Annotated in this window: 15 protein-coding genes; 6 read left to right on the top strand and 9 right to left on the bottom strand. The window is 70.2% G+C overall.

Translation table 11 applies throughout. The annotated features are described in order from the left end of the window. The first annotated feature begins 14 nt into the window (after positions 1–14). Positions 15–1,550 (top strand): aldehyde dehydrogenase family protein, encoded by a 1,536-nt coding sequence (locus ABEA43_RS09770; protein WP_345560418.1) that lies wholly within the window; start codon positions 15–17, stop codon positions 1,548–1,550. Between the two features lie 52 nt (positions 1,551–1,602). Here ABEA43_RS09770 and glnII read toward each other — a convergent pair whose 3' ends face one another. The 3 genes from glnII to ABEA43_RS09755 form a co-directional block, all read right to left on the bottom strand. Beyond that, on the bottom strand, positions 1,603–2,622 hold the full coding sequence (gene glnII / locus ABEA43_RS09765; protein ID WP_345560416.1) for a glutamine synthetase: 1,020 nt from the start codon (positions 2,620–2,622) through the stop codon (positions 1,603–1,605). A 113-nt stretch (positions 2,623–2,735) separates the two neighbouring features. Next, a complete protein-coding gene (locus tag ABEA43_RS09760) occupies positions 2,736–3,209 on the bottom strand; it encodes a putative periplasmic lipoprotein (RefSeq protein WP_345560414.1) in 474 nt (157 codons plus the stop codon). A 39-nt stretch (positions 3,210–3,248) separates the two neighbouring features. Then, complete coding sequence (locus tag ABEA43_RS09755) at positions 3,249–4,361, bottom strand: NAD(P)/FAD-dependent oxidoreductase (protein ID WP_345560412.1); 1,113 nt, start codon at positions 4,359–4,361, stop codon at positions 3,249–3,251. 196 nt (positions 4,362–4,557) lie between these two features. On the opposite strand from ABEA43_RS09755, the gene ABEA43_RS09750 reads away from it, so the two are divergent. Continuing rightward, positions 4,558–5,730, top strand: coding sequence for a TerC family protein (locus tag ABEA43_RS09750; protein WP_345560410.1), 1,173 nt, complete (start codon positions 4,558–4,560; stop codon positions 5,728–5,730). 43 nt (positions 5,731–5,773) lie between these two features. Here the strand turns inward: ABEA43_RS09750 and ABEA43_RS09745 are convergent, their stop codons facing one another. Beyond that, positions 5,774–8,794 carry an AAA family ATPase gene (locus ABEA43_RS09745; RefSeq protein WP_345560408.1) on the bottom strand — a complete coding sequence of 1,007 codons (3,021 nt, stop codon included), beginning with the start codon at positions 8,792–8,794 and terminating at the stop codon, positions 5,774–5,776. Between the two features lie 10 nt (positions 8,795–8,804). After that, positions 8,805–9,482 (bottom strand): LptM family lipoprotein, encoded by a 678-nt coding sequence (locus tag ABEA43_RS09740; RefSeq protein WP_345560407.1) that lies wholly within the window; start codon positions 9,480–9,482, stop codon positions 8,805–8,807. A 259-nt stretch (positions 9,483–9,741) separates the two neighbouring features. Here ABEA43_RS09740 and ABEA43_RS09735 point away from each other — a divergent pair, with 259 nt between their 5' ends. Further along, positions 9,742–10,077 (top strand): carboxymuconolactone decarboxylase family protein, encoded by a 336-nt coding sequence (locus tag ABEA43_RS09735; RefSeq protein WP_345560405.1) that lies wholly within the window; start codon positions 9,742–9,744, stop codon positions 10,075–10,077. Here the strand turns inward: ABEA43_RS09735 and ABEA43_RS09730 are convergent. Next, the gene (locus ABEA43_RS09730; protein WP_345560403.1) at positions 10,037–11,188 is read right to left on the bottom strand and encodes a PQQ-dependent sugar dehydrogenase; all 1,152 of its coding nucleotides are present in this window, start codon (positions 11,186–11,188) and stop codon (positions 10,037–10,039) included. The two genes, ABEA43_RS09735 and ABEA43_RS09730, sit on opposite strands and share 41 nt — an antisense overlap. A 26-nt stretch (positions 11,189–11,214) precedes the next feature. On the opposite strand from ABEA43_RS09730, the gene ABEA43_RS09725 reads away from it, so the two are divergent. After that, entirely contained in the window at positions 11,215–11,964 is a 750-nt protein-coding gene (locus ABEA43_RS09725) for an SDR family NAD(P)-dependent oxidoreductase (RefSeq protein WP_345560401.1), read from the top strand. A 110-nt stretch (positions 11,965–12,074) separates the two neighbouring features. Here ABEA43_RS09725 and ABEA43_RS09720 read toward each other — a convergent pair whose 3' ends face one another. Next, positions 12,075–13,286, bottom strand: a complete 1,212-nt coding sequence (locus ABEA43_RS09720) for an ABC transporter ATP-binding protein (RefSeq protein ID WP_345560400.1) — start codon at positions 13,284–13,286, stop codon at positions 12,075–12,077. A 179-nt stretch (positions 13,287–13,465) separates the two neighbouring features. Between ABEA43_RS09720 and ABEA43_RS09715 the strand changes: the two genes are divergently transcribed. Next, a complete protein-coding gene (locus ABEA43_RS09715; protein ID WP_345560399.1) occupies positions 13,466–14,554 on the top strand; it encodes a LacI family DNA-binding transcriptional regulator in 1,089 nt (362 codons plus the stop codon). A 17-nt stretch (positions 14,555–14,571) separates the two neighbouring features. Here the strand turns inward: ABEA43_RS09715 and ABEA43_RS09710 are convergent, their stop codons facing one another. Beyond that, entirely contained in the window at positions 14,572–15,138 is a 567-nt protein-coding gene (locus tag ABEA43_RS09710; protein WP_345560397.1) for a TetR/AcrR family transcriptional regulator, read from the bottom strand. A gap of 136 nt (positions 15,139–15,274) precedes the next feature. On the opposite strand from ABEA43_RS09710, the gene ABEA43_RS09705 reads away from it, so the two are divergent. Further along, positions 15,275–16,474: a serine hydrolase domain-containing protein gene (locus tag ABEA43_RS09705; protein WP_345560395.1), complete on the top strand. Its 1,200-nt coding sequence runs from the start codon at positions 15,275–15,277 to the stop codon at positions 16,472–16,474. Positions 16,475–16,488: 14 nt separating this feature from the next. Here ABEA43_RS09705 and ABEA43_RS09700 read toward each other — a convergent pair whose 3' ends face one another. After that, positions 16,489–17,628, bottom strand: coding sequence for a 2,5-dihydroxypyridine 5,6-dioxygenase NicX family protein (locus ABEA43_RS09700; protein ID WP_345560393.1), 1,140 nt, complete (start codon positions 17,626–17,628; stop codon positions 16,489–16,491). Between the last annotated feature and the right edge of the window lie 22 nt (positions 17,629–17,650).

The raw sequence follows: 17,650 nt of genomic DNA, 5'->3' as shown, positions 1-17,650 counted from the left end.
CGAGGAGGGCACCGGTGAGCCGACAGATCGTTTCAGTGGTGGGCGGCAAGGACGCCCCTGCCGCGGACACGTACACATCGACCAATCCCGCACGAACGGGCGAGGTCGTGGCCCGGGTCGGCCTGGCCGACGCCGATACGTTCGCCGCCGCCTGCCGCACCGCCAAGGAGGCCCAGCGCGAGTGGGCCAAGGTGCCGGCCCCCGTGCGCGGCCGGGTGATCGCCTCCATCGGGCGGCTGGTCGAGGCCAACGCCGAGCGGCTGGCCAGGCTGGTGACCGACGAGATCGGCAAGCCGTACGCCGAGGCGCTCGGCGAGGTCCGCGAGATCGTCGACACGTGCGACTTCTTCCTGGGCGAAGGGCGCAGGCTGTACGGGCAGACGGTGCCGTCCGAGATGCCGGACAAAGACCTGTTCACCTACCGCAACCCGGTCGGCGTGGCCGCGGTCGTCACGGCGGGGAACTTCCCCGTCGCCGTCCCCTCGTGGTACCTCGTGCCGGCCCTGCTCTGCGGGAACGCGGTCGTCTGGAAGCCCGCCGAGTACGCCGCCGCCTCCGCGCACGCCATGTACCGGCTCTTCGCCGCCTCCGGCCTGCCCGACGGCGTCCTGAACATCGTGTTCGCCGACGGCGCGCAGACCTTCCGCGGCCTGGAGCTGGCCCTGGAGGCGGGCAGCGTGCAGAAGGTGGGGTTCACCGGCTCCAGCGAGGTGGGCAGGAAGATCGGCGAGCTGACCGGGCGGCACCTGCAGTCCGCCTGCCTGGAGCTCGGCGGCAAGAACCCGATGGTGGTCATGCCGGACGCCGAGCTCGACCTGGCCGTCGAGGGCGCGTTGTTCGCCGGCTTCGGCACGGCCGGGCAGCGCTGCACCAGCCTGGGCACGGTCATCGTGCACGAGAGCGTCCACGACGAGTTCGTCGAGCGGTTCGCGCGGGCGGTGCGTGAGGCCAGGGTCGGCGACCCGGCGGAGGACGTGCTGGCGGGGCCGTTGCTCGACCAGAAGTTCGCCGACCGGTACGAGGAATACCTGACCTGGATCCAGCCCCACCACAAGGTCGTGTCAGGAGGCACCGGGAGGATCACCCAGGACAACCCGCGCGGCGACTTCGACGGCGGCGCGGGCCTCTACTACCACCCGGTCGTCGTGGACGGCGTCCGCGCCGCCGACCGGCTGTTCCTGGAGGAGACGTTCGGCCCGATCGTGGGCGTGACCACGTTCAGCACCCTCGACGAGGCGATCGAGCTGGCCAACCTGCCCGGCTACGGCCTGTCGAGCTCCATCTACACCACCGCCCCGACGAACGCCTTCCGCTTCCGCGAGGGCGTCTCGGCCGGCATGGTCAGCGTGAACAACTCCACCTCCGGCGCCGAGGCCCACCTGCCGTTCGGCGGCAACGGCAAGTCGGGCAACGGCAGCCGCCAGTCCGGCATGTGGGTGCTCGACCAGTTCACCCGCTGGCAGGCGATGAACTGGGACCACTCCGGCCGCCTGCAGAAGGCGCAGATGGACGTCGCGGAGATCGAGCCCGACCTGACCTTCCGTCTCTGAGCGAAAAAACGCGGGCCCCTCGCCAGGAGGAGCCCGCGTCATTTCGTTAGCGTCAGACCTGGCCGGCCTTCTCCAGGGCCGAGCAGCAGGTGTTCACCATCAGGCGGGCGACCACGTACGGGTCGACGTTGGCGTTGGGGCGACGGTCCTCGATGTAGCCCTTCTTCTCCACCTCGACCTGCCACGGGATGCGCACGGATGCGCCGCGGTCGGACACGCCGTAGCTGTACTTGTTCCACGGGGCGGTCTCGTGCGCGCCGGTGAGGCGGCTCTCGATGCCCTGGCCGTACTGGGTGATGTGCTCCATCGGCTTGTCGCCCTCACCGAGCGCCTCGCAGGCGGTGATGATGGCGTCGTAGCCCTCGCGCATGGCGCGGGTGGAGAAGTTGGTGTGCGCGCCGGCGCCGTTCCAGTCGCCGCGGGCGGGCTTGGCGTCGAGGGTGGCCTCCACGCCGAACTCCTCGGCCGTCCGGTAGAGCAGCCAGCGGGCGAGCCACATGTGGTCGCCGACCTCAAGGGGGCTCGCCGGGCCGATCTGGAACTCCCACTGGCCGGGCATGACCTCGGCGTTGATGCCGGAGATCGCCAGACCGGCGGCGAGGCAGCGGTCGAGGTGCAGCTCGACGATCTCGCGGCCAAAGATGGCGTCGGCGCCGACACCGCAGTAGTACGGGCCCTGCGGGGCGGGGAAGCCGCCCTCGGGGAAGCCGAGCGGGCGGCTGCCCTTGAAGAAGGTGTACTCCTGCTCGATGCCGAACCAGGACTCCTGCGCGGCGAACTGCTCGGCGATCGGGCGCAGCAGGGCGCGGCTGTTGCTCGAGTGCGGGTCGCCGTTGATCTCCTCGACCTCACACAGGACGAGCACGTTGGCGCCGCCGCGGATCGGGTCGGGACACGTGAGGACCGGGCGGAGCACGCGGTCCGACGAGTGGCCCTGTGCCTGGTTGGTGCTGGAGCCGTCGAAGCCCCAGACCGGAGGCTCGGCTCCATCGGCCAGGATCTTCGTCTTCGAGCGGAGCAGAGCCGTGGGCTCGGTGCCGTCGATCCAGATGTACTCAGCCTTGTAGCTCACGGCGGTCCTTTCGGGGTTTTTCTCAGCCACGCCGAGTCTTACGGACGGCCGTTTCCCGGTCTTTGCCCGAATGTGAACGGCGTGTTAATCGCGGCGCGTGAGCACCCCCGGGGTCACCGTTCCCGCACGACGCCGTCGCGGCTCACGGTGAGGGCGGTGCTAGGGCCGCCTTCGCCGCAGTCGGGGCCGTTGGGGAAGCTGCCCTTGGGCGTCACCGTGACCGTGCGTTCCAGCACCGGGTCCGCGGCGGCGCCGAGCAGCTTCAGCCGGACCTCCACCGGCCGCTTGGGAAGCCCTTCGACCTCGCCGACCCCGTGCTTGTCCCCGGTTCGCACCCCCCTCGCCGAGCAGGTGTCGCCCGAGCAGGTCGAGCTCTCCATCCGGGTGGATGGGCTCAGCGTGACGTCGGCCGGCCGGCAGGCGCCGTCCCAGCACACCTGTATCGAGACGGTCTCCGTTCTGGCCGCGAGCGGCGCCTCGATGCTCACCCCCACGCCGACGACGACGTGGAGGAGCCTGCACGAGGGCTCGGACTGGCACCCGGTGAGCAGCGCGGACACGGCGGCGAGCACGGCGAGTCGATGCATAACCGGTAAGACGTGGCCGGACCGCCCGGGGTTGCCCTTTCAGGGGGCGAACGCGGCGATCTCGGCCGGGACCGCGGCCTCCAGGATCGACCGCGCCAGGGCGTCGCCGGTCAGCGGCCCCATCGTCAGCCCCGCCGCGCCGAACCCCGTCACCACGTGCAGCCCGCCCACGCCCGGCAATGCGCCCACGACGGGCGAACCGGTCTCCGCCAGCGGCCGGAGCCCCGCTCTGGTCTCGATGAGCGTCGCCTCGGCCAGCCCCGGCGCGATCCTGAGCGCGTCCGACAGCACCTGCCACTGCCCCTTGGCCGTCACCCGCGCGTCGAACCCGCTACCCGTCTCGCGGGTCGCGCCGACGGCCACCCTGGAGTCGTCGAACGCCACCAGGTAGTGGTGCGACAGCGGATGCACCGACGGCCAGGCACTGGTGTCCACGCCGTCGAGCCGGAGATGGGTGATCTGGCCGCGCTGCGGCTCGACGGGCACGCGGGCGGCGACGGGTTCGAGCAGCTCGTTCGTCCAGGCGCCGGCGGCCACCACGACGTCGTCGGCCACCAGTACCTCCCCCGAAGCCGTGACCTCCACGTGGGGCGCGCCGTGCGGGCGCGGGCGCAGCCGGGCGCGGCCCTGAACCCGGACCGCCCCGTGGTGCGCCGCGCCCGCGAGGAGCGCGTCGCGCAGCGTGCGCCCGTCCACCCGGCCGCCCCCGGTGATGTACACGCCTTCCAGGCCGGGCGCGAGCGGCGGGAACAGCGCCCGCACCTCGTCGTCGCCGATCCGCCGCACCTCCCCGACGGCGCCCCCCGCCGTGCGGGCGCGCGCCTCCACCCGGGCCTGCGCCTCGGCCAGCCTGGCCGGATCGTCGCTGACCAGCAGGGCTCCCGTACGGCGATAGTCGGTACGCCGGGCGCCCGCCGCCGCGAGCAGCTCGACGACCCGCGGATAGTACGCCGCCCCCGCCGCGTACAGCTCGTAGCAGGGTCCCTCGATCGCCGAGGCCCAGGGCGAGACGATGCCCGCGCTGGCGTCCGTCGCCTGCCCCGCATCGGCGGCGTCGACGACCGTGACGGCCGCCCCGCGGCGGGCCAGGGCGAAGGCGGTGCTCGCGCCGGCGATTCCACTGCCGATGACGATGACGCGGTGCTGAGACACGGTGTCCTGAGGTCCTTCCCTGCGGGCGCGGATCGTGCACAGCGAGGCTATCCAGGGCGCGTCACAGGGGTCGCACGGGCTCCCCCGGTCCGGGGAGCGCGGCGGGCTTGGGCGTCGCCGCACCGGGTACCACCTGCGGAGATAGGAGTTCCCGCCCAGTCGCCACCCCCACGACGGCCGAGATCTGGAGCCTTCAGTGGACGTGTCCACCGTCGTGTGGTGGCTGACGATCCTGGGGATCGTCGGGTTGCTGCTGTTCGACTTCTTCTTCCACGTACGCAAGTCGCACGTCCCCACGCTCCGCGAGGCGGCGATCTGGTCGGCGCTCTACGTGGGCATCGCCCTGCTGTTCGGCGCCGGGGTGTGGCTCTTCGGCGGCGCCGACGCCGGGGCCGAGTATTTCGCCGGCTACGTGACGGAGAAGGCGCTGTCGGTCGACAACCTGTTCGTGTTCCTGGTGCTCATGTCGAGCTTCAAGGTGCCGAGGGCGGACCAGCAGAAGGCGCTGCTGTTCGGCATCGTGTTCTCGCTGATCGCCAGGAGCGGGTTCATCCTGCTCGGCGCGGCCCTGATCAACGCCTTCGCCTGGGTGTTCTACCTCTTCGGCCTCATCCTGCTGCTCACGGCCGGCAACCTGCTCAAGTCGGAGGGCGAGGAGGGCCACTCCCCCGACAATCTCATGGTCCGCGCCGCCCGCAGGCTGCTGCACACCTCCGACACCTACGACGGCGACAAGCTGTTCACCGTCCAGGACGGCAAGCGGGTCATGACGCCCATGCTGCTGGTCATGATCGCCATCGGCGGGACCGACATCCTGTTCGCCCTGGACTCCATCCCGGCCATCTTCGGCCTGACCCAGAACGTCTACATCGTCTTCACCGCCACCGCGTTCTCCCTGCTGGGCCTGCGGCAGCTCTACTTCCTCATCGACGGGCTGCTGGACCGGCTGATCTACCTCACCTACGGCCTGGCGATCATCCTGGCCTTCATCGGCGTCAAGCTGATCCTGCACGCGCTGCACGAGAACAACGTGCCGTTCATCAACGACGGGGAGCCGGTGCCGGTCGTCGAGATCACCACCGGCCTGTCCCTGTCAGTGATCATCGGCGTGCTGCTCGTCACCGTGGTGGCCTCGCTGGCCAGCCCCAAGGGCCGCGCCCAGAACACGGTGTCGGCCGCGCGCCGGCACGCCCAGGAGTATCTGGACGTCGAGCACGACCCCGCGCTGCGCGAGGAGCTCTTCGGCAAGCTCCTCGCCGAGGAGGCCCAGATCAGGAAGCTGCCGGAGAAGTACCGCAGGCGCATCCACGAAGAGGACCGGCTCATGACCCTGCTGCGCAGGGCGCACGAGGAGCACGACGAGCTCTGAGCCCCGCGGACGACCTCGCCGGGGCGAGGTCGTCGTCAGGGCCTCACATTCCGTTACGCCCGTCCGTCCCGTTGCCGTCGTAGCCGAGCAGCCGCATGGCCGTGTCCGGGTCCATCGCCGCGGCCAGGAGCTGGGCCCTGGCGTGGGCCTGGTCCCGTTCGCGCTCCGCCTTGGCCTGCGCGGCGCGTACCCCCTTGATCGCGACGAACGCCAGCCCGGCGCCCACGATCACCGCGACGACCACGACGAACAGCAGGAGCAGCAGCCCCGGCGAGGCCACCGGCGAGGCGGCCGCGTTGGTGCCGGCCGACATCGTGCCGGTCACCGCGAGCGCGGCGATGATGGACAGCGCCACGAGCCCGAGCAGGCTGGCGATGACCAGCCAGAACCGGGCCACGCCCTTACGCGGCCCACCGGCCGGCTGCGGCGCGGGGACGGCCACCGGCAACGGCGCGGCGTGCCCGCCCATCGGTCCGCTTCTGCTCACGGGTTCAGGCGCGGGCGACGCGGGCGCCCACGGCACGAACTCCGGCCGATCGGGCGACTCGGCCGGCAGCACCTCCGCGACCGGCACGATCGACCCCGACGCGGCAGGCGGCGGGACCAGCGGCGCGACCTGGCCGGGGGCCAAGATCTGGACCGCGGTGCCCGCGGGGGCGCCGAAGGCGGCCGGCTGCAGCTCGACCTCGTCCTCCACCCGTCCGGGAAGGTCGCGCTCGATGTGGCTGTGCTCCTTGTGCGCCCTGGCCGCGTCCCGGTGATACTCCTCCAGGTCCTGGTAGAGGTCGTCGGAGGCGTAGATGGTGCCGTCGATGAGCGGCCCGGTCCGGCCGCGGATGATGGCCACCACGTCGTCGCCGTTGAGCGTCTTGTGCGTCTCCAGCGCGTGCGCCAGGCAGAGCACCTCCCTGCGGTGCTCCTGCAGCAGCGCCTCGGTCTTCTCCAGCAGCCGCACCAGGTTGAACTCGATCCGCTCGCCGAGCACGTCGGGCGTCATGTCGGTCTGGTTCCTGGCCGGCTCCCTCTCGGTGATGCCGATGCCGCCCGTGCCGGGAACGCGCTTGCGCATGGCCTTGCCGCCCATGATCTCCAGTTCCTGGAGCGCGGGCAGCGAGGTGACGCCGGAGCCCATGCCCCAGTACGACTCCATCATCGCGGTGAGATACGTGGCCGAGTAGAGGTCGCCGGAGACCCCGGAGGAGTTGTCCTCGCCGAAGAACATCCGCTCGCCCGCCAGTGAGGCCAGCGAGACCATGATGTCGGCCTCGTGCTCGGACTTCCACCGGGTGAACTGGTCCTCGGGCTTGATCGAGGCGACCATGCCCAGGTAGTCGGCGCCCTTCTCGATGGTGGCGATGTCGATCTCGAGGTGGAAGCGGGTCACGTAGGCCACGACGGCGTGACAGGCCTCGTGCACGGCCACGGCGTGCCGCTCACGCTCGATGTACTCGACGTCCTCGGGCGGGCCGAGCTGCTTGAGCCGCTTGGCCCGCAGCACGTCCGACCAGGTGATGATCTCGCGCCCGTCCCTGATGGCGGTGATCAGCGACTCGTTGACCAGGTCCTTGATCGTCGCGCCGGTCGCGTACGGGGTGATCGTGGCCAGCTTGTCGATCTGCTCGGGGGTGAGCTCGTGCGCCACCTTGTCGAAATAGCCCTGGTACGTGCGCACCCGCCCGGCCTTGGACGGGTAGCCGACCTTGTAGATCCGGTCGATGCGGCCGGGCCGCAGCAGCGCCTCGTCGAGCGCGTCGGGCCGGTTCGTGGCCATCATGACGAGGATGCGGTATTTGGGCGGGGGCTTCGGCCGCATCCCGAGCAGCCGCCTGACCAGGCGGTTGAAGAACCCTCGGGGCTTCTTGAGCCCGGACAGCTCGGTGAGCAGCGCCTGGAGCGTGCCGGGGTCGCCGCTGCCGTTCATGCCGCCGCCGCCCATGAAGAAGCGGTTGCGCCGGCCCGGCTCCTCCTCGGCCTGGCGTCCGGCCCTGAAGGCCAGCACCTGGCGGGTCTCCTCGGACAGGTAGTTCACGCCGTGGCAGCCGTGGTGGCCGTTCATGCCGGAGAACCCGCCGCCCTGGCCGGGAGGACCCTGCTGGGCCAGCCGGCCGCGCTTGCCGAGCGAGTCGGCCTCGTCGAAGAAGACGATCACGCCGCCGTACCGGAGTGCGAGCTTGCGCAGCTTCCTGAACAGCGACTTCACCTTCAGGATGCCGATGCCCATGAACATGTTGGTGAACGCGCCCGGATCGACGAACACGTACGGCTTGCCGGTCTCGCCCGCGACGGCCTCGGCCATGAGGGTCTTGCCGGTGCCCGGCGGGCCCCACAGCAGCAGTCCGCTGGGGACGTACCCGCCGCGCTTCTCGATCTCGTCGGGCCGCTCCAGGAAGACGATGTTCTCCTGGACGCGCTCGACCACGTGGTCCTGCCCCCACACGTCGCGGAAGCGGGTCTTGATGTCGTCGGGAAAGTACGTCTCCACGCCGCCCCTGGACAGGAACCAGAACAGGCCGACGAACTGGATGATGACCACGAAGAACAGGAAGACGATCTGGATCAGGAACGGCATCGCCTGCCAGATCAGCGCGGGCGCCCGCAGCAGGGCCAGGAACGGGCTGACGTCCAGGACCGCGCCCAGCACCAGGGCGATGACGGTGACGAAGAAGGCGATCTTGAGCGCCCGCGAGAGGCGATACCTCGTCCAGTCGTCGAAGCGCCGGTGGGTCCACCGCTCGAAGCCGCCGAAGACCCGCTGGCTCCAGAAGCGGTGGTAGGCCGACCAGTGCTCGCTGACGAGGAAGTGCAGCTGCCTGGCGACCTCCGCGCCGAGCAGCCAGAAGATCCACTGGTAGGACTGCGCGATCTCCCGCGCGGCCTCGGGGAAGGAGATGATGCCCTCGAAGTCGGCCATCACCTTCCACGTCAGGATGAGATAGGCCAGCACCAGGACGATGAGGAATTTGCTCCGGTCCCAGAACTGCATCTTCTTCCTGGTCACGGCGTCCGGATCAGTGGGCCCGCTGCCGGGGGCGCGCAGCCCTTCGTGATGATTGGTCGTGGTCACTGGTGCTCCCTCATCCGGGCAGCCGGAGCAGCTTGAAAGAACTCGCGATCTTGTCGAACTCGCCGGCCCGCTTCAGGAAACAGATCGACTGGCAGCCGATGAGCATGACGGAGACCGTGCCGCCCTTCTCGTCGAGGATCGCGGTGTGGTCGAACGTCTGGACGTCATTGCCGATCTGGTAGTTGAAGCGGACGTGCACGCCTCTGGCGCCGTCGTCGAGGACCAGGACGTCATCGCTGATGGGCTCGAAGCGGTTGAACATCGCCGGCTGGCCTGTCGCCGTCGCCTGTTGCGCGTAGAGCTCGCGCATCTGTTCTGTCACCGGCAGGACGAAGTCGCGCAACCGGTTGAGGGAGATCGTGTCCCGCTGCTCTTCCGTGAGCTGGTGCACGGTGGCGTAGACGAACGGTTCCTGGGAGCCGAGAAGATGGTTGACCGAGGGCTCGGCCGCCTGATCGAAGGCCGTGGACCACACCCGCTGGGCCCGCAGCATCGCCGACTGCGAGTTCGGGTGGTCTCCTGACAGGTACAGCTCGATGGGGTACGCGTTGAGCTGCGTGAACGTGGCAGGCACCTTGAAGTAGGTGGTGCCTTGCTTGTCACGTACGTAGGTGAACTCCGACTGCCCGCACGCCGACAGCATGAAGATCGCGACCATGAGCGCGATCAAAGCCCGTGTCTTTTTCACCAGGGCTGACCTCCGCTTTACGGACCAACGGAGTTGTTGTGCCCGCTTTCAGCTGGAATGAGCCCACCGCGCAGTGAGAAATCTTGACCAAATCTTGGCCATACCTTGGCCTTACTTGTTACAGATCAAAAAAGACAAGCCCCCAGAGGCCAGGTCATGGGGGCGTTGTGACCCGTACAACGTTCATGCAACCCCCATTGGTTCAACTCAGGAAGTAGCGAAAGATATGAGGATCCCTTCCGACACCCCGGAGCGCGCGATGACAGAACCCGCCATGGAGACCGTCGACTCCTTCGGTATGACGGCCGAACGACAGTTCTCCGACGTCTGGTCGAGAACCGTCCTGTCGGTCAAGGAGCGCCGGCTGCTCCTGCTCGGGCTGCTCGTGGGCCAAGGGCTCGACGAGATGACGGACATCCAGCTCGACACCGCGCTGCGCAGCGGCGACCTGTCCGAGATCGAGCTGCGCGAGGTGGTCGTCTTCCTCACCCACTACGCCGGCTGGCTCCGGGGCGCCCGGCTGAACGACCAGGTCGAGGAGCTGATCGAGCGGGTCAGGCAGGCTCGATCCGATAGAGCGGACCCTGCAGGCTGAGCGCGTACAGCTCGCCGTCCCGGCCCTCGCCGAACGACGAGAGCTGATCGACCCGGCCGACCTCGGCCGCCTTCTCCAGCTCGTCGACGGGGGCGGCCTTGATCCACCCGGCGCAGAAGTCGCCGTACATGAACTGTCCCTGCAACCACGGGATCTTCTCGCCCCGGTAGACGTATCCGGCGATCATCGAGCAGTTGCCGCCTTCCTTGAGCGGATAGGCGATCACCGGATCGACCAGCTCGCGTCCCTTCCCGCCGCGGAAGGGGCGTTCGCCCTCGCGCAGGCTCCAGCCGTAGTTCTCGCCGCCCTCCGAGCCGGCGGGCTGGTAGTCGACCTCTTCCCACGCGTTCTGCCCGACGTCGCCGATCCACAGGTCGCCGGTGCCGCGGTCGAAGGTGAAGCGCCAGGGGTTGCGCAGGCCGTACGCCCAGATCTCGGTCCGCGCGCCCTGCTTGCCGACGAACGGGTTGTCCTCCGGGACCTTGTACGGCTTGCCGCGCGGGTCGATGCGCAGGATCTTGCCGAGCAGCGTGCCCAGGTCCTGGCCGTTGCCCTCCGGGTCGCCCGCGCTGCCGCCGTCGCCGAAGGCGATGTAGAGGTGCCCGTCGGGGCCGAAGGCGAGCTGGCCGCCGTTGTGGTTGGCGTAGGGCTGGTCCTGGGTGAGCACGTCGCGCCTGGCCGTGGCCTTGGCGCCGTCGTAGGCCCACTCGGTGACGTGGGTACGGCCGCGCGCGTCGGTCCAGTCGAGGTAGACCCAGCGGCCTGAGGGGTGGAACGCGACGCCGAGCAGGCCCTGCTCGTTGCCGCGGCTCACCTCGCCGGACAGGTCGATCACCGTGTCGCCGCCCGAGGTGCGCAGTTTGCCGGGCTGCTCGGCGATGTAGAGCCGGTCGTCGCCCTTGCGCACGGCGAACGCCACCGGCTGGTCGAATGTCCCGATCTCCTTGAAGCGCAGCTCGCCGCGCTCGGCCGTCTTGGCCGTCTTGGCCGGTGTGGCAGGCGCGGCAGGCGTGGCCGTGCCGGGCGTGCTCATCTCCGGGGTGGCGGGTGCCGAGCACCCGAGAAGGAGCACGAGTAAAGGTAGGGCCGCGACGAGGCGCACAGCGCTCATCCTGCCATGAACGTTAGGGTTCAGGCATGCCTACCGCATTGATCACGGGCGCGACCTCCGGCCTCGGCGCCGCCTTCGCCCGCCGCCTGGCCGCCGACGCGTTCTCGCTCGTCCTGGTGTCGCGCGACGCGCTCAGGCTCGCCCAGACCGCCGACCAGCTCAAGCTCCGGTACGGCGTGGACGTCGAGGTGCTGCCCGCCGACCTGACGACCGATGAAGGGCTGGCCAGGGTCGAGTCCAGGCTCCACGACGGCGTGGACCTGCTGGTCAACAATGCCGGGTTCGGCCATCCCGGCAGCTTCCCCGACGTGCCGGTCGAGCAGGAGCTGCGCATGCTCAAGCTGCACTGCGAGGCCGTGCTCAGGCTGACGCTGGCGGCGCTGCCCGGGATGCGGGAGCGCGACAGGGGCGCGGTGGTCAACGTGGCGTCGGTGGCCGCGTTCTTCGCCCACAACACCTACAGCGCGTCCAAGGCGTGGGTGGTCAACTTCAGCGAGGCGGCGGCCGCCAAGGTGGGCAATCCGCGCATCAAGGTCATGGCGCTGTGCCCCGGTTTCGTGCGGACCGAGTTCCACCAGCGGGCCTCGATGGACAGCTCGGGGATTCCCGGGTTCCTGTGGCTCAAGGCCGACAACGTGGTGCGGGCGGCGATGCGCGACCTGGCCCTGGGCAAGCCTGTCTCGGTGCCCGACCTGCGTTACAAGGCGATCGTCGCGGTGGGCAGGCTGGTGCCCCGCGGCCTGCAGTCGCGCGTCTCGGCCACGATCGGGCGCTGACCGCGTTCGTGCCGGGAAGGGAACGGGCCCCCGCCGCGGGAGGGGGTCGCGGTGGGGGCCCAGGCGGCCGTGAGCGAGCTCACGGCCGGGAACAAGGGGGAGCGGAGTTTCTAGCGGTTGGCCTCGTGGCCGATCGCCAGGCCGCTGTCCGGGTCGAAGAAGTGCAGGTTGTGCGTGTCGAGGACCAGGTCGATGTTCTGGCCGGGACGCGCGTGGCTGCGGGCGTTGACGCGGGCGGTCCACAGGGACTTGTCGCCCACGAGCGGCAGCGCCGCCTCCTCGTCGTCGCCCGTGTCGGCGGCGGCGACGGTGTCCTTGTGCTCGACCGGCGGGGCGTCGATCAGGAACAGCACGTTGATCTCGGAGCCCAGCTCCTCGGTGACCTCCGCCTTGACGGGCAGCGTGGCCCAGCCGTTGGCGTGGGTGCCGGCGGAGGTGGCGTCCTCGAAGTCCGACGGGCGGATGCCGAGGATGATCTTCTTGCCGATGTACTGGTCGAGGCCCGGCTTATCGGTGAACGTCGAGTCGGGGATCGACAGCTTGATGTCGGCGAACGTGACGGCGGCGCCGCCGTCGCGGACGAGCTCGGCGGTGACGAAGTTCATCGAGGGCGAGCCCATGAAGCCGGCGACGAACAGGTTGACCGGCTTGTCGAACAGGTTCTGCGGGGTGTCCACCTGCTGGAGCAGGCCGTCGCGCAGCACGCAGACGCGGTCGCCGAGGGTCATGGCCTCGACCTGGTCGTGCGTGACGTACACGGTGGTGACGCCGAGGCGCTCGTGCAGGGTGTTCAGCGAGGCGCGCATGGAGACACGGAGCTTGGCGTCCAGGTTGGACAGCGGCTCGTCCATGAGGAAGGCCTGCGGCTCACGCACGATGGCGCGGCCCATGGCGACACGCTGGCGCTGACCACCGGACAGGGCGGCCGGCTTGCGCTTGAGGTAGGTGTCCAGGCCGAGCATCTTGGCGGCCTCGTTGACGCGCTTCTGGATCTCCGGCTTGGGCATCTTGCGAAGCTTGAGGCCGAAGGCGAGGTTCTCCTCGACCGTCATGTGCGGATAGAGCGCGTAGTTCTGGAAGACCATCGCGATGTCGCGGTCCTTGGGCGGGAGGTGGTTGACCACCTTGTCGCCGATCGAGATCTCGCCGCCGCTGATGTCCTCAAGGCCGGCGATCATCCGGAGCGCGGTCGACTTACCGCAACCGGATGGGCCGACCAGCACCATGAACTCGCCATCCTTGATTTCAAGGTTGAGCCCGTTCACGGCCTTTACGCCACCGGCGTAGATTTTGTCGACGTTCGTCAGAACGATGGATGCCATGACATTCCTTCGCGCTCCAGGGCGGTAGCCCGGACGTTGTTACCGTGTTCCCACTCACGTGGATACGTTTTCAAGCATCTCACCCGAAACGGACATCGGTGTCAAGGGTTACGGCGTGACCAGCCGTTGTGTGCGCGGGCTTCTTCCTGTTTCCGCGGAACCATGATGGAATCGTTTCCATGGAGAAGCGGGCGACCATCAAGGATGTGGCCGAGGCGGCCGGCGTGGGCGTCGCCACCGTGTCCCGCGTGCTGTCCGGCGGCTCGGCCAGTCCGAGCACCAGAGAGCGGGTCCTGGCCGTCGCCGCCCAGCTCGACTACCGCCCCAGCGCCCTCGGCCGCAACCTGCGCCAGCGCCGCACGGGCGGCATGGGCCTGCTCGTCCCCGACCTGACCGACACCTTCTACGGCCAGCTCGCCGAGGGCGTGCTGGCCTGCGCCCGCTCGGCCGGCGAACCGGTCGTGCTCGGCTCCACAGGAGGCGACCCCGAGCAGGAGGCCGATCTGATCGGCATGCTGCTCGAACAGAGCGTAGACCGGCTGATAGCCGTCCCGTCGGGAGACGCGGAAACCTGGAGCCCCGCCCTCCGCGCGGGCATGACCGTGATCTTCGCCGACCGCCTCCCCGCCCAGTCACTGCCCGACGATCCCGGCGGCACCGCCCTCGCCGACCTCCTGCTGCTGGACGGCCTCTCCCCCGCTCCGCAGCCGCCGCCCCAGCCTCAGTTCCAGACCCGGCCCCGGCCGCTGGACGTGCCCGCCGTGGTGGCCGACGACCGGGCCGGCATCCGTACGGCCGTCCGCTACCTGCGGGGCCTGGGCCACAAGCGCATCGCCTTCCTCGGCGGCCCGGGGCAGCACCGGCGGGTGGCGGCCTTCAGGGAGGCGGTGGGCGCGCCCGTGGACGAGGAGCTGGTCGTGTTCGGCACCGGCAGCCGCGACTCCGCCTACGCGGCCGCCTCCGGCCTGTTCCAGAGCCGCCCCGACCTGTCGGCGGTGGTGGCGGGGGGCAACGTCCTGGGCGAGGCGGCGGTGCTGGCGGCCAGGGAGCTGGATCTGCGGGTGCCCAAGGACGTGTCGCTGGTGATGTACGACGACGTCCCGTGGGCCGAGCTGTGCTCGCCGCCGCTGACGGTGATCGCCCAGCCGGGGCGGGACATGGGGTACCGGGCGGCCGAGCTCGTGCTGCGCTCGGGCGGCAGGAAGCCGCGCAGCGTGGTCCTGCCCACGGAGCTCATCATCAGGGGCAGCTGCGGCCCCCACCGCTGACCCTTCTGTGAGCGAGCTCAGCGGGGTGCGGGCTCCGTGGCCAGGATCGCGCTCGCGCCGCGTAGCAGCTCGGCCCGCAGGTCGGCGGCCGGGACGTCGGGGAGCTGGCTGATCGGGTCGGTGACGGCGGCGAAGGCCTGGGCGGCACGTACGCGCCGGCGCCAGTCGGGGTCGGGACCCGCGAGCAGCTCCACGGCCCGCGCGGTGAGGCCGAGCACCCTGGACATGATCTCGGTCGTCTCGTCCCCGTAGACCGAGGCGTCCCGCAGGAGCAGGGCCATGGTCGCGCGGTGGGTGATCATGACGTCGAGACAGCCGCCGAGCACGCCCTGCCGGGTCTCCTCCGGCGTCGCGCGCTCGGCGGCCGCCTCGATCGCCGCCGCCAGCTCGTCGATCGGCGGGCGCACGAGGCTCGTCAGGATCTCGCTCTTGCTGCGGAAATGGTGGTACAGCGAGGGCTTGGTGATGCCGACGCGCTCGGCGATGTCGCGCATGGAAGCGGCGCGGTAGGTCTGCGCCGTGAACAGCTCGCGCGCCGTCTCGATGATGCACGAACGCGTGTCGCCCGGCTCGTCCTTCGGCAACGGTGGCTCCTCCCGCTCTGGCTCGTGCTGCACTCTAGCAGCCCTACCTACCGGTCGGTTGCCAACCTTCCGGTCGGTAGGCTACGGTCTGCCCTACCGACCGGAAGGTTGGGCGACGCGGAAGGAGTGTGACCCCATGGCGGACACGATGATCGAGGGCACGGTCGCGGCCGGGTTCGAGCCCGTACGGGAGGCGTTCGAGCGGAACTTCACCCCGGACGGCGAGGCAGGCGGGGAGGTCGGCGCCGGGCTGACCGTCTACCGGCACGGCGAGCCCGTCGTGGACCTCTGGGGCGGGTACGCGGACGCCGCCACCCGCCGGCCCTGGCGGCGCGACACCATCGCCCCGCTGGCCTCGACCTGCAAGACGTTCGCGTCGGGCGCGCTGCTCCTGCTCGCCGAGCGCGGCGAGGTCGATCTGGAGGCCCCCGTGGCACGCTACTGGCCGGAGTTCGCCCAGCACGGCAAGGGCGAGATCACCGTACGCATGCTGCTGGGCCACCGCGCCGGCCTGCCCAGCCTGCACATGCGGCCGATCACCTGGGAGGACCTGCGCGACTGGACGCCGATCACCGAGGCCCTGGCGGCGGCCGTGCCCGAATGGCCGCCCGGCACCGCGCACGGCTATCACGGGGTGAGCATCGGCCACCTCGCGGGCGAGATCGTCCGCAGGGTGTCGGGGGTGACGCTGAGCGAGTTCCTGGCACGGGAGATCACCGGCCCGCTCGGCCTCGACTGCTACGTCCGCGTGCCTGACGCGGCGATGCCACGCCTGGCCACGGTGGTGGTCCCCGACGCGGACGCGGTACGCCTGGGCATGGAGGTGCCCGAACTCGCCGATTTCGTCAAAGCCCTGAACGACCCGGGCACGCTGTCCTTCCGCGCCCTGTACGGCAGCGTGGCGCTCGGCTGGGACACGGCCAACGATCCGCGTACGTACCAGGTCGAGAGCCCGTCCATGGACGGGGTCGCCTCCGCGCACTCCCTGGCCCGCTACTTCGCCGCGCTCATCGGCGAGGTCGACGGCCTCCGGCTGCTCGGCCCCGGCCTCCTCGATCGGGTACGCAGCCCCCAGGCCGACGGGATCGACCAGGTCCTGCGGGTCCGCACCGCGTGGGGCATCGGGTTCGCCGTGCCCGGCGGGCCGTTCTGGGCCGCGCCGGAGCACATCACCGGGCTGTTCGGCCAGAGCGGCGCCACCGGCTCCTTCGCCTTCGCCGACCCGGCGCGCGGCCTCGCCTTCGGCTACGTGCCGAACCGCGGCTCCGAGCTGCTGGAAGGCGGCGACTTCCGGGCCCGCTCCCTGATCAAGGCCCTGTACGCCGCCCTCGTCTGACACCGCCCGGGGCCCTACGCCCCGCCCGGACGGGTCCCGGTGTAGCGGCGGGGCAGGATCATGACCGGGTTGTCGTCCAGGATCACCTCTGGAGGCCCGTACCGCGCGGCGACCTCCCGGATCTCCGGCTCGTCGAGGATCAGCAGGCGGCCCCGCTCGATGAACAGCTCGCCGTCCACCACGACAGTGGGCCGGTCCACCTGGCAGTCGCAGTGCGCGAAGCCGGGCCCCGTCTTGACCGGCACGCCGTCGGTGAGGCCGTCGATCCCGCAGTAGAACGCCCCGGCGTGCTTCTCCCGCTCGAACTGGGTGCCGCCGGCGATCCGGACCTTCGGGTTCAGCCCGATCAGGCCGTGCCGCATGTAGAAGCCGTCGGGCGCGTACCGCCGGAGCTGCTCGGCCGCGGCCCCGCCCTCGATCTTGCGCACCAGGTTTCCTTCGAGGGTGAGGCGCAGGGACTCCTCGGGCACGCCGGTGACGGTGCAGTCCTCGACCATGATCACGCCCTCGGTGTCGGTGGGCCAGAAGTTCGCGCCGCCGTACGGGAAGGGCCGCCAGTCGCCGGGCCGCATCGCACCGGGGTCGGGGTCGAAGGCCGGCCCCGAGAACGTCACGTCCGTACCCCGCGCGGAGGTCACCCGGATGGACTTGGCCGCGGAGAGCTGGCGCAGCGTCCGGCGCAGCAACGCGTAGAAGACCTCGGCGGGCAGCCGGCCCCCGGTCAGCAGCGCGCCGGCCGTGGCGGTCATGTGCAGCGACAGGAACCTGGACGAACGGGCCTTGATCTGGTCGAAGAACAGCGGCGCCGTGTGCACCTCGCCCCACCAGGTGCCGGTGATCACGACGTCGGCCTCGCGGAACGCGGCCGTCTCGATGTCGAGCGACGCCTCCCTGTCACACCCGCCAGGACTGAACGGCGCCACGGACAGGATGCGCACGTCGGCGTCCTGGAAGGCCGCGGCCGCGGCGATGGCCTGGATGACGACGGGATCAACGGTGTGCTCCATGATCAGCAGCACCCGCTCGCCCGCCTTCAGCCCCACGTAGTCGCACAGGTTGCGCACTCCGGGCATCAGCTCGACGATCGAGTTCGGCGCCACGGCGGGCTCGGCCACGTAGCTGAAAGGCGATCCTGCGTACGGATTGATCGTCATCGCGAGCTCCCTGCGGGACGTC

It is taken from the genome of Nonomuraea rosea (assembly GCF_039539705.1).
In the GTDB taxonomy this organism is placed as follows: domain Bacteria; phylum Actinomycetota; class Actinomycetes; order Streptosporangiales; family Streptosporangiaceae; genus Nonomuraea; species Nonomuraea rosea.
The sequence above is the reverse complement of the archived record's forward strand: the minus strand, read 5'-3'. Positions and strand labels throughout refer to the sequence as shown.

Bases quoted from the DNA above. Each gene is read 5' to 3' on its own strand.
- ABEA43_RS09700 (WP_345560393.1), bottom strand. From the start codon at position 17,628: ATGACGATCAATCCGTACGCAGGATCGCCTTTCAGCTACGTGGCCGAG.
- ABEA43_RS09715 (WP_345560399.1), top strand. From the start codon at position 13,466: ATGGAGAAGCGGGCGACCATCAAGGATGTGGCCGAGGCGGCCGGCGTG.
- ABEA43_RS09705 (WP_345560395.1), top strand. From the start codon at position 15,275: ATGGCGGACACGATGATCGAGGGCACGGTCGCGGCCGGGTTCGAGCCC.
- ABEA43_RS09760 (WP_345560414.1), bottom strand. From the start codon at position 3,209: ATGCATCGACTCGCCGTGCTCGCCGCCGTGTCCGCGCTGCTCACCGGG.
- ABEA43_RS09735 (WP_345560405.1), top strand. From the start codon at position 9,742: ATGACAGAACCCGCCATGGAGACCGTCGACTCCTTCGGTATGACGGCC.
- ABEA43_RS09720 (WP_345560400.1), bottom strand. From the start codon at position 13,286: ATGGCATCCATCGTTCTGACGAACGTCGACAAAATCTACGCCGGTGGC.
- ABEA43_RS09725 (WP_345560401.1), top strand. From the start codon at position 11,215: ATGCCTACCGCATTGATCACGGGCGCGACCTCCGGCCTCGGCGCCGCC.
- ABEA43_RS09730 (WP_345560403.1), bottom strand. From the start codon at position 11,188: ATGAGCGCTGTGCGCCTCGTCGCGGCCCTACCTTTACTCGTGCTCCTT.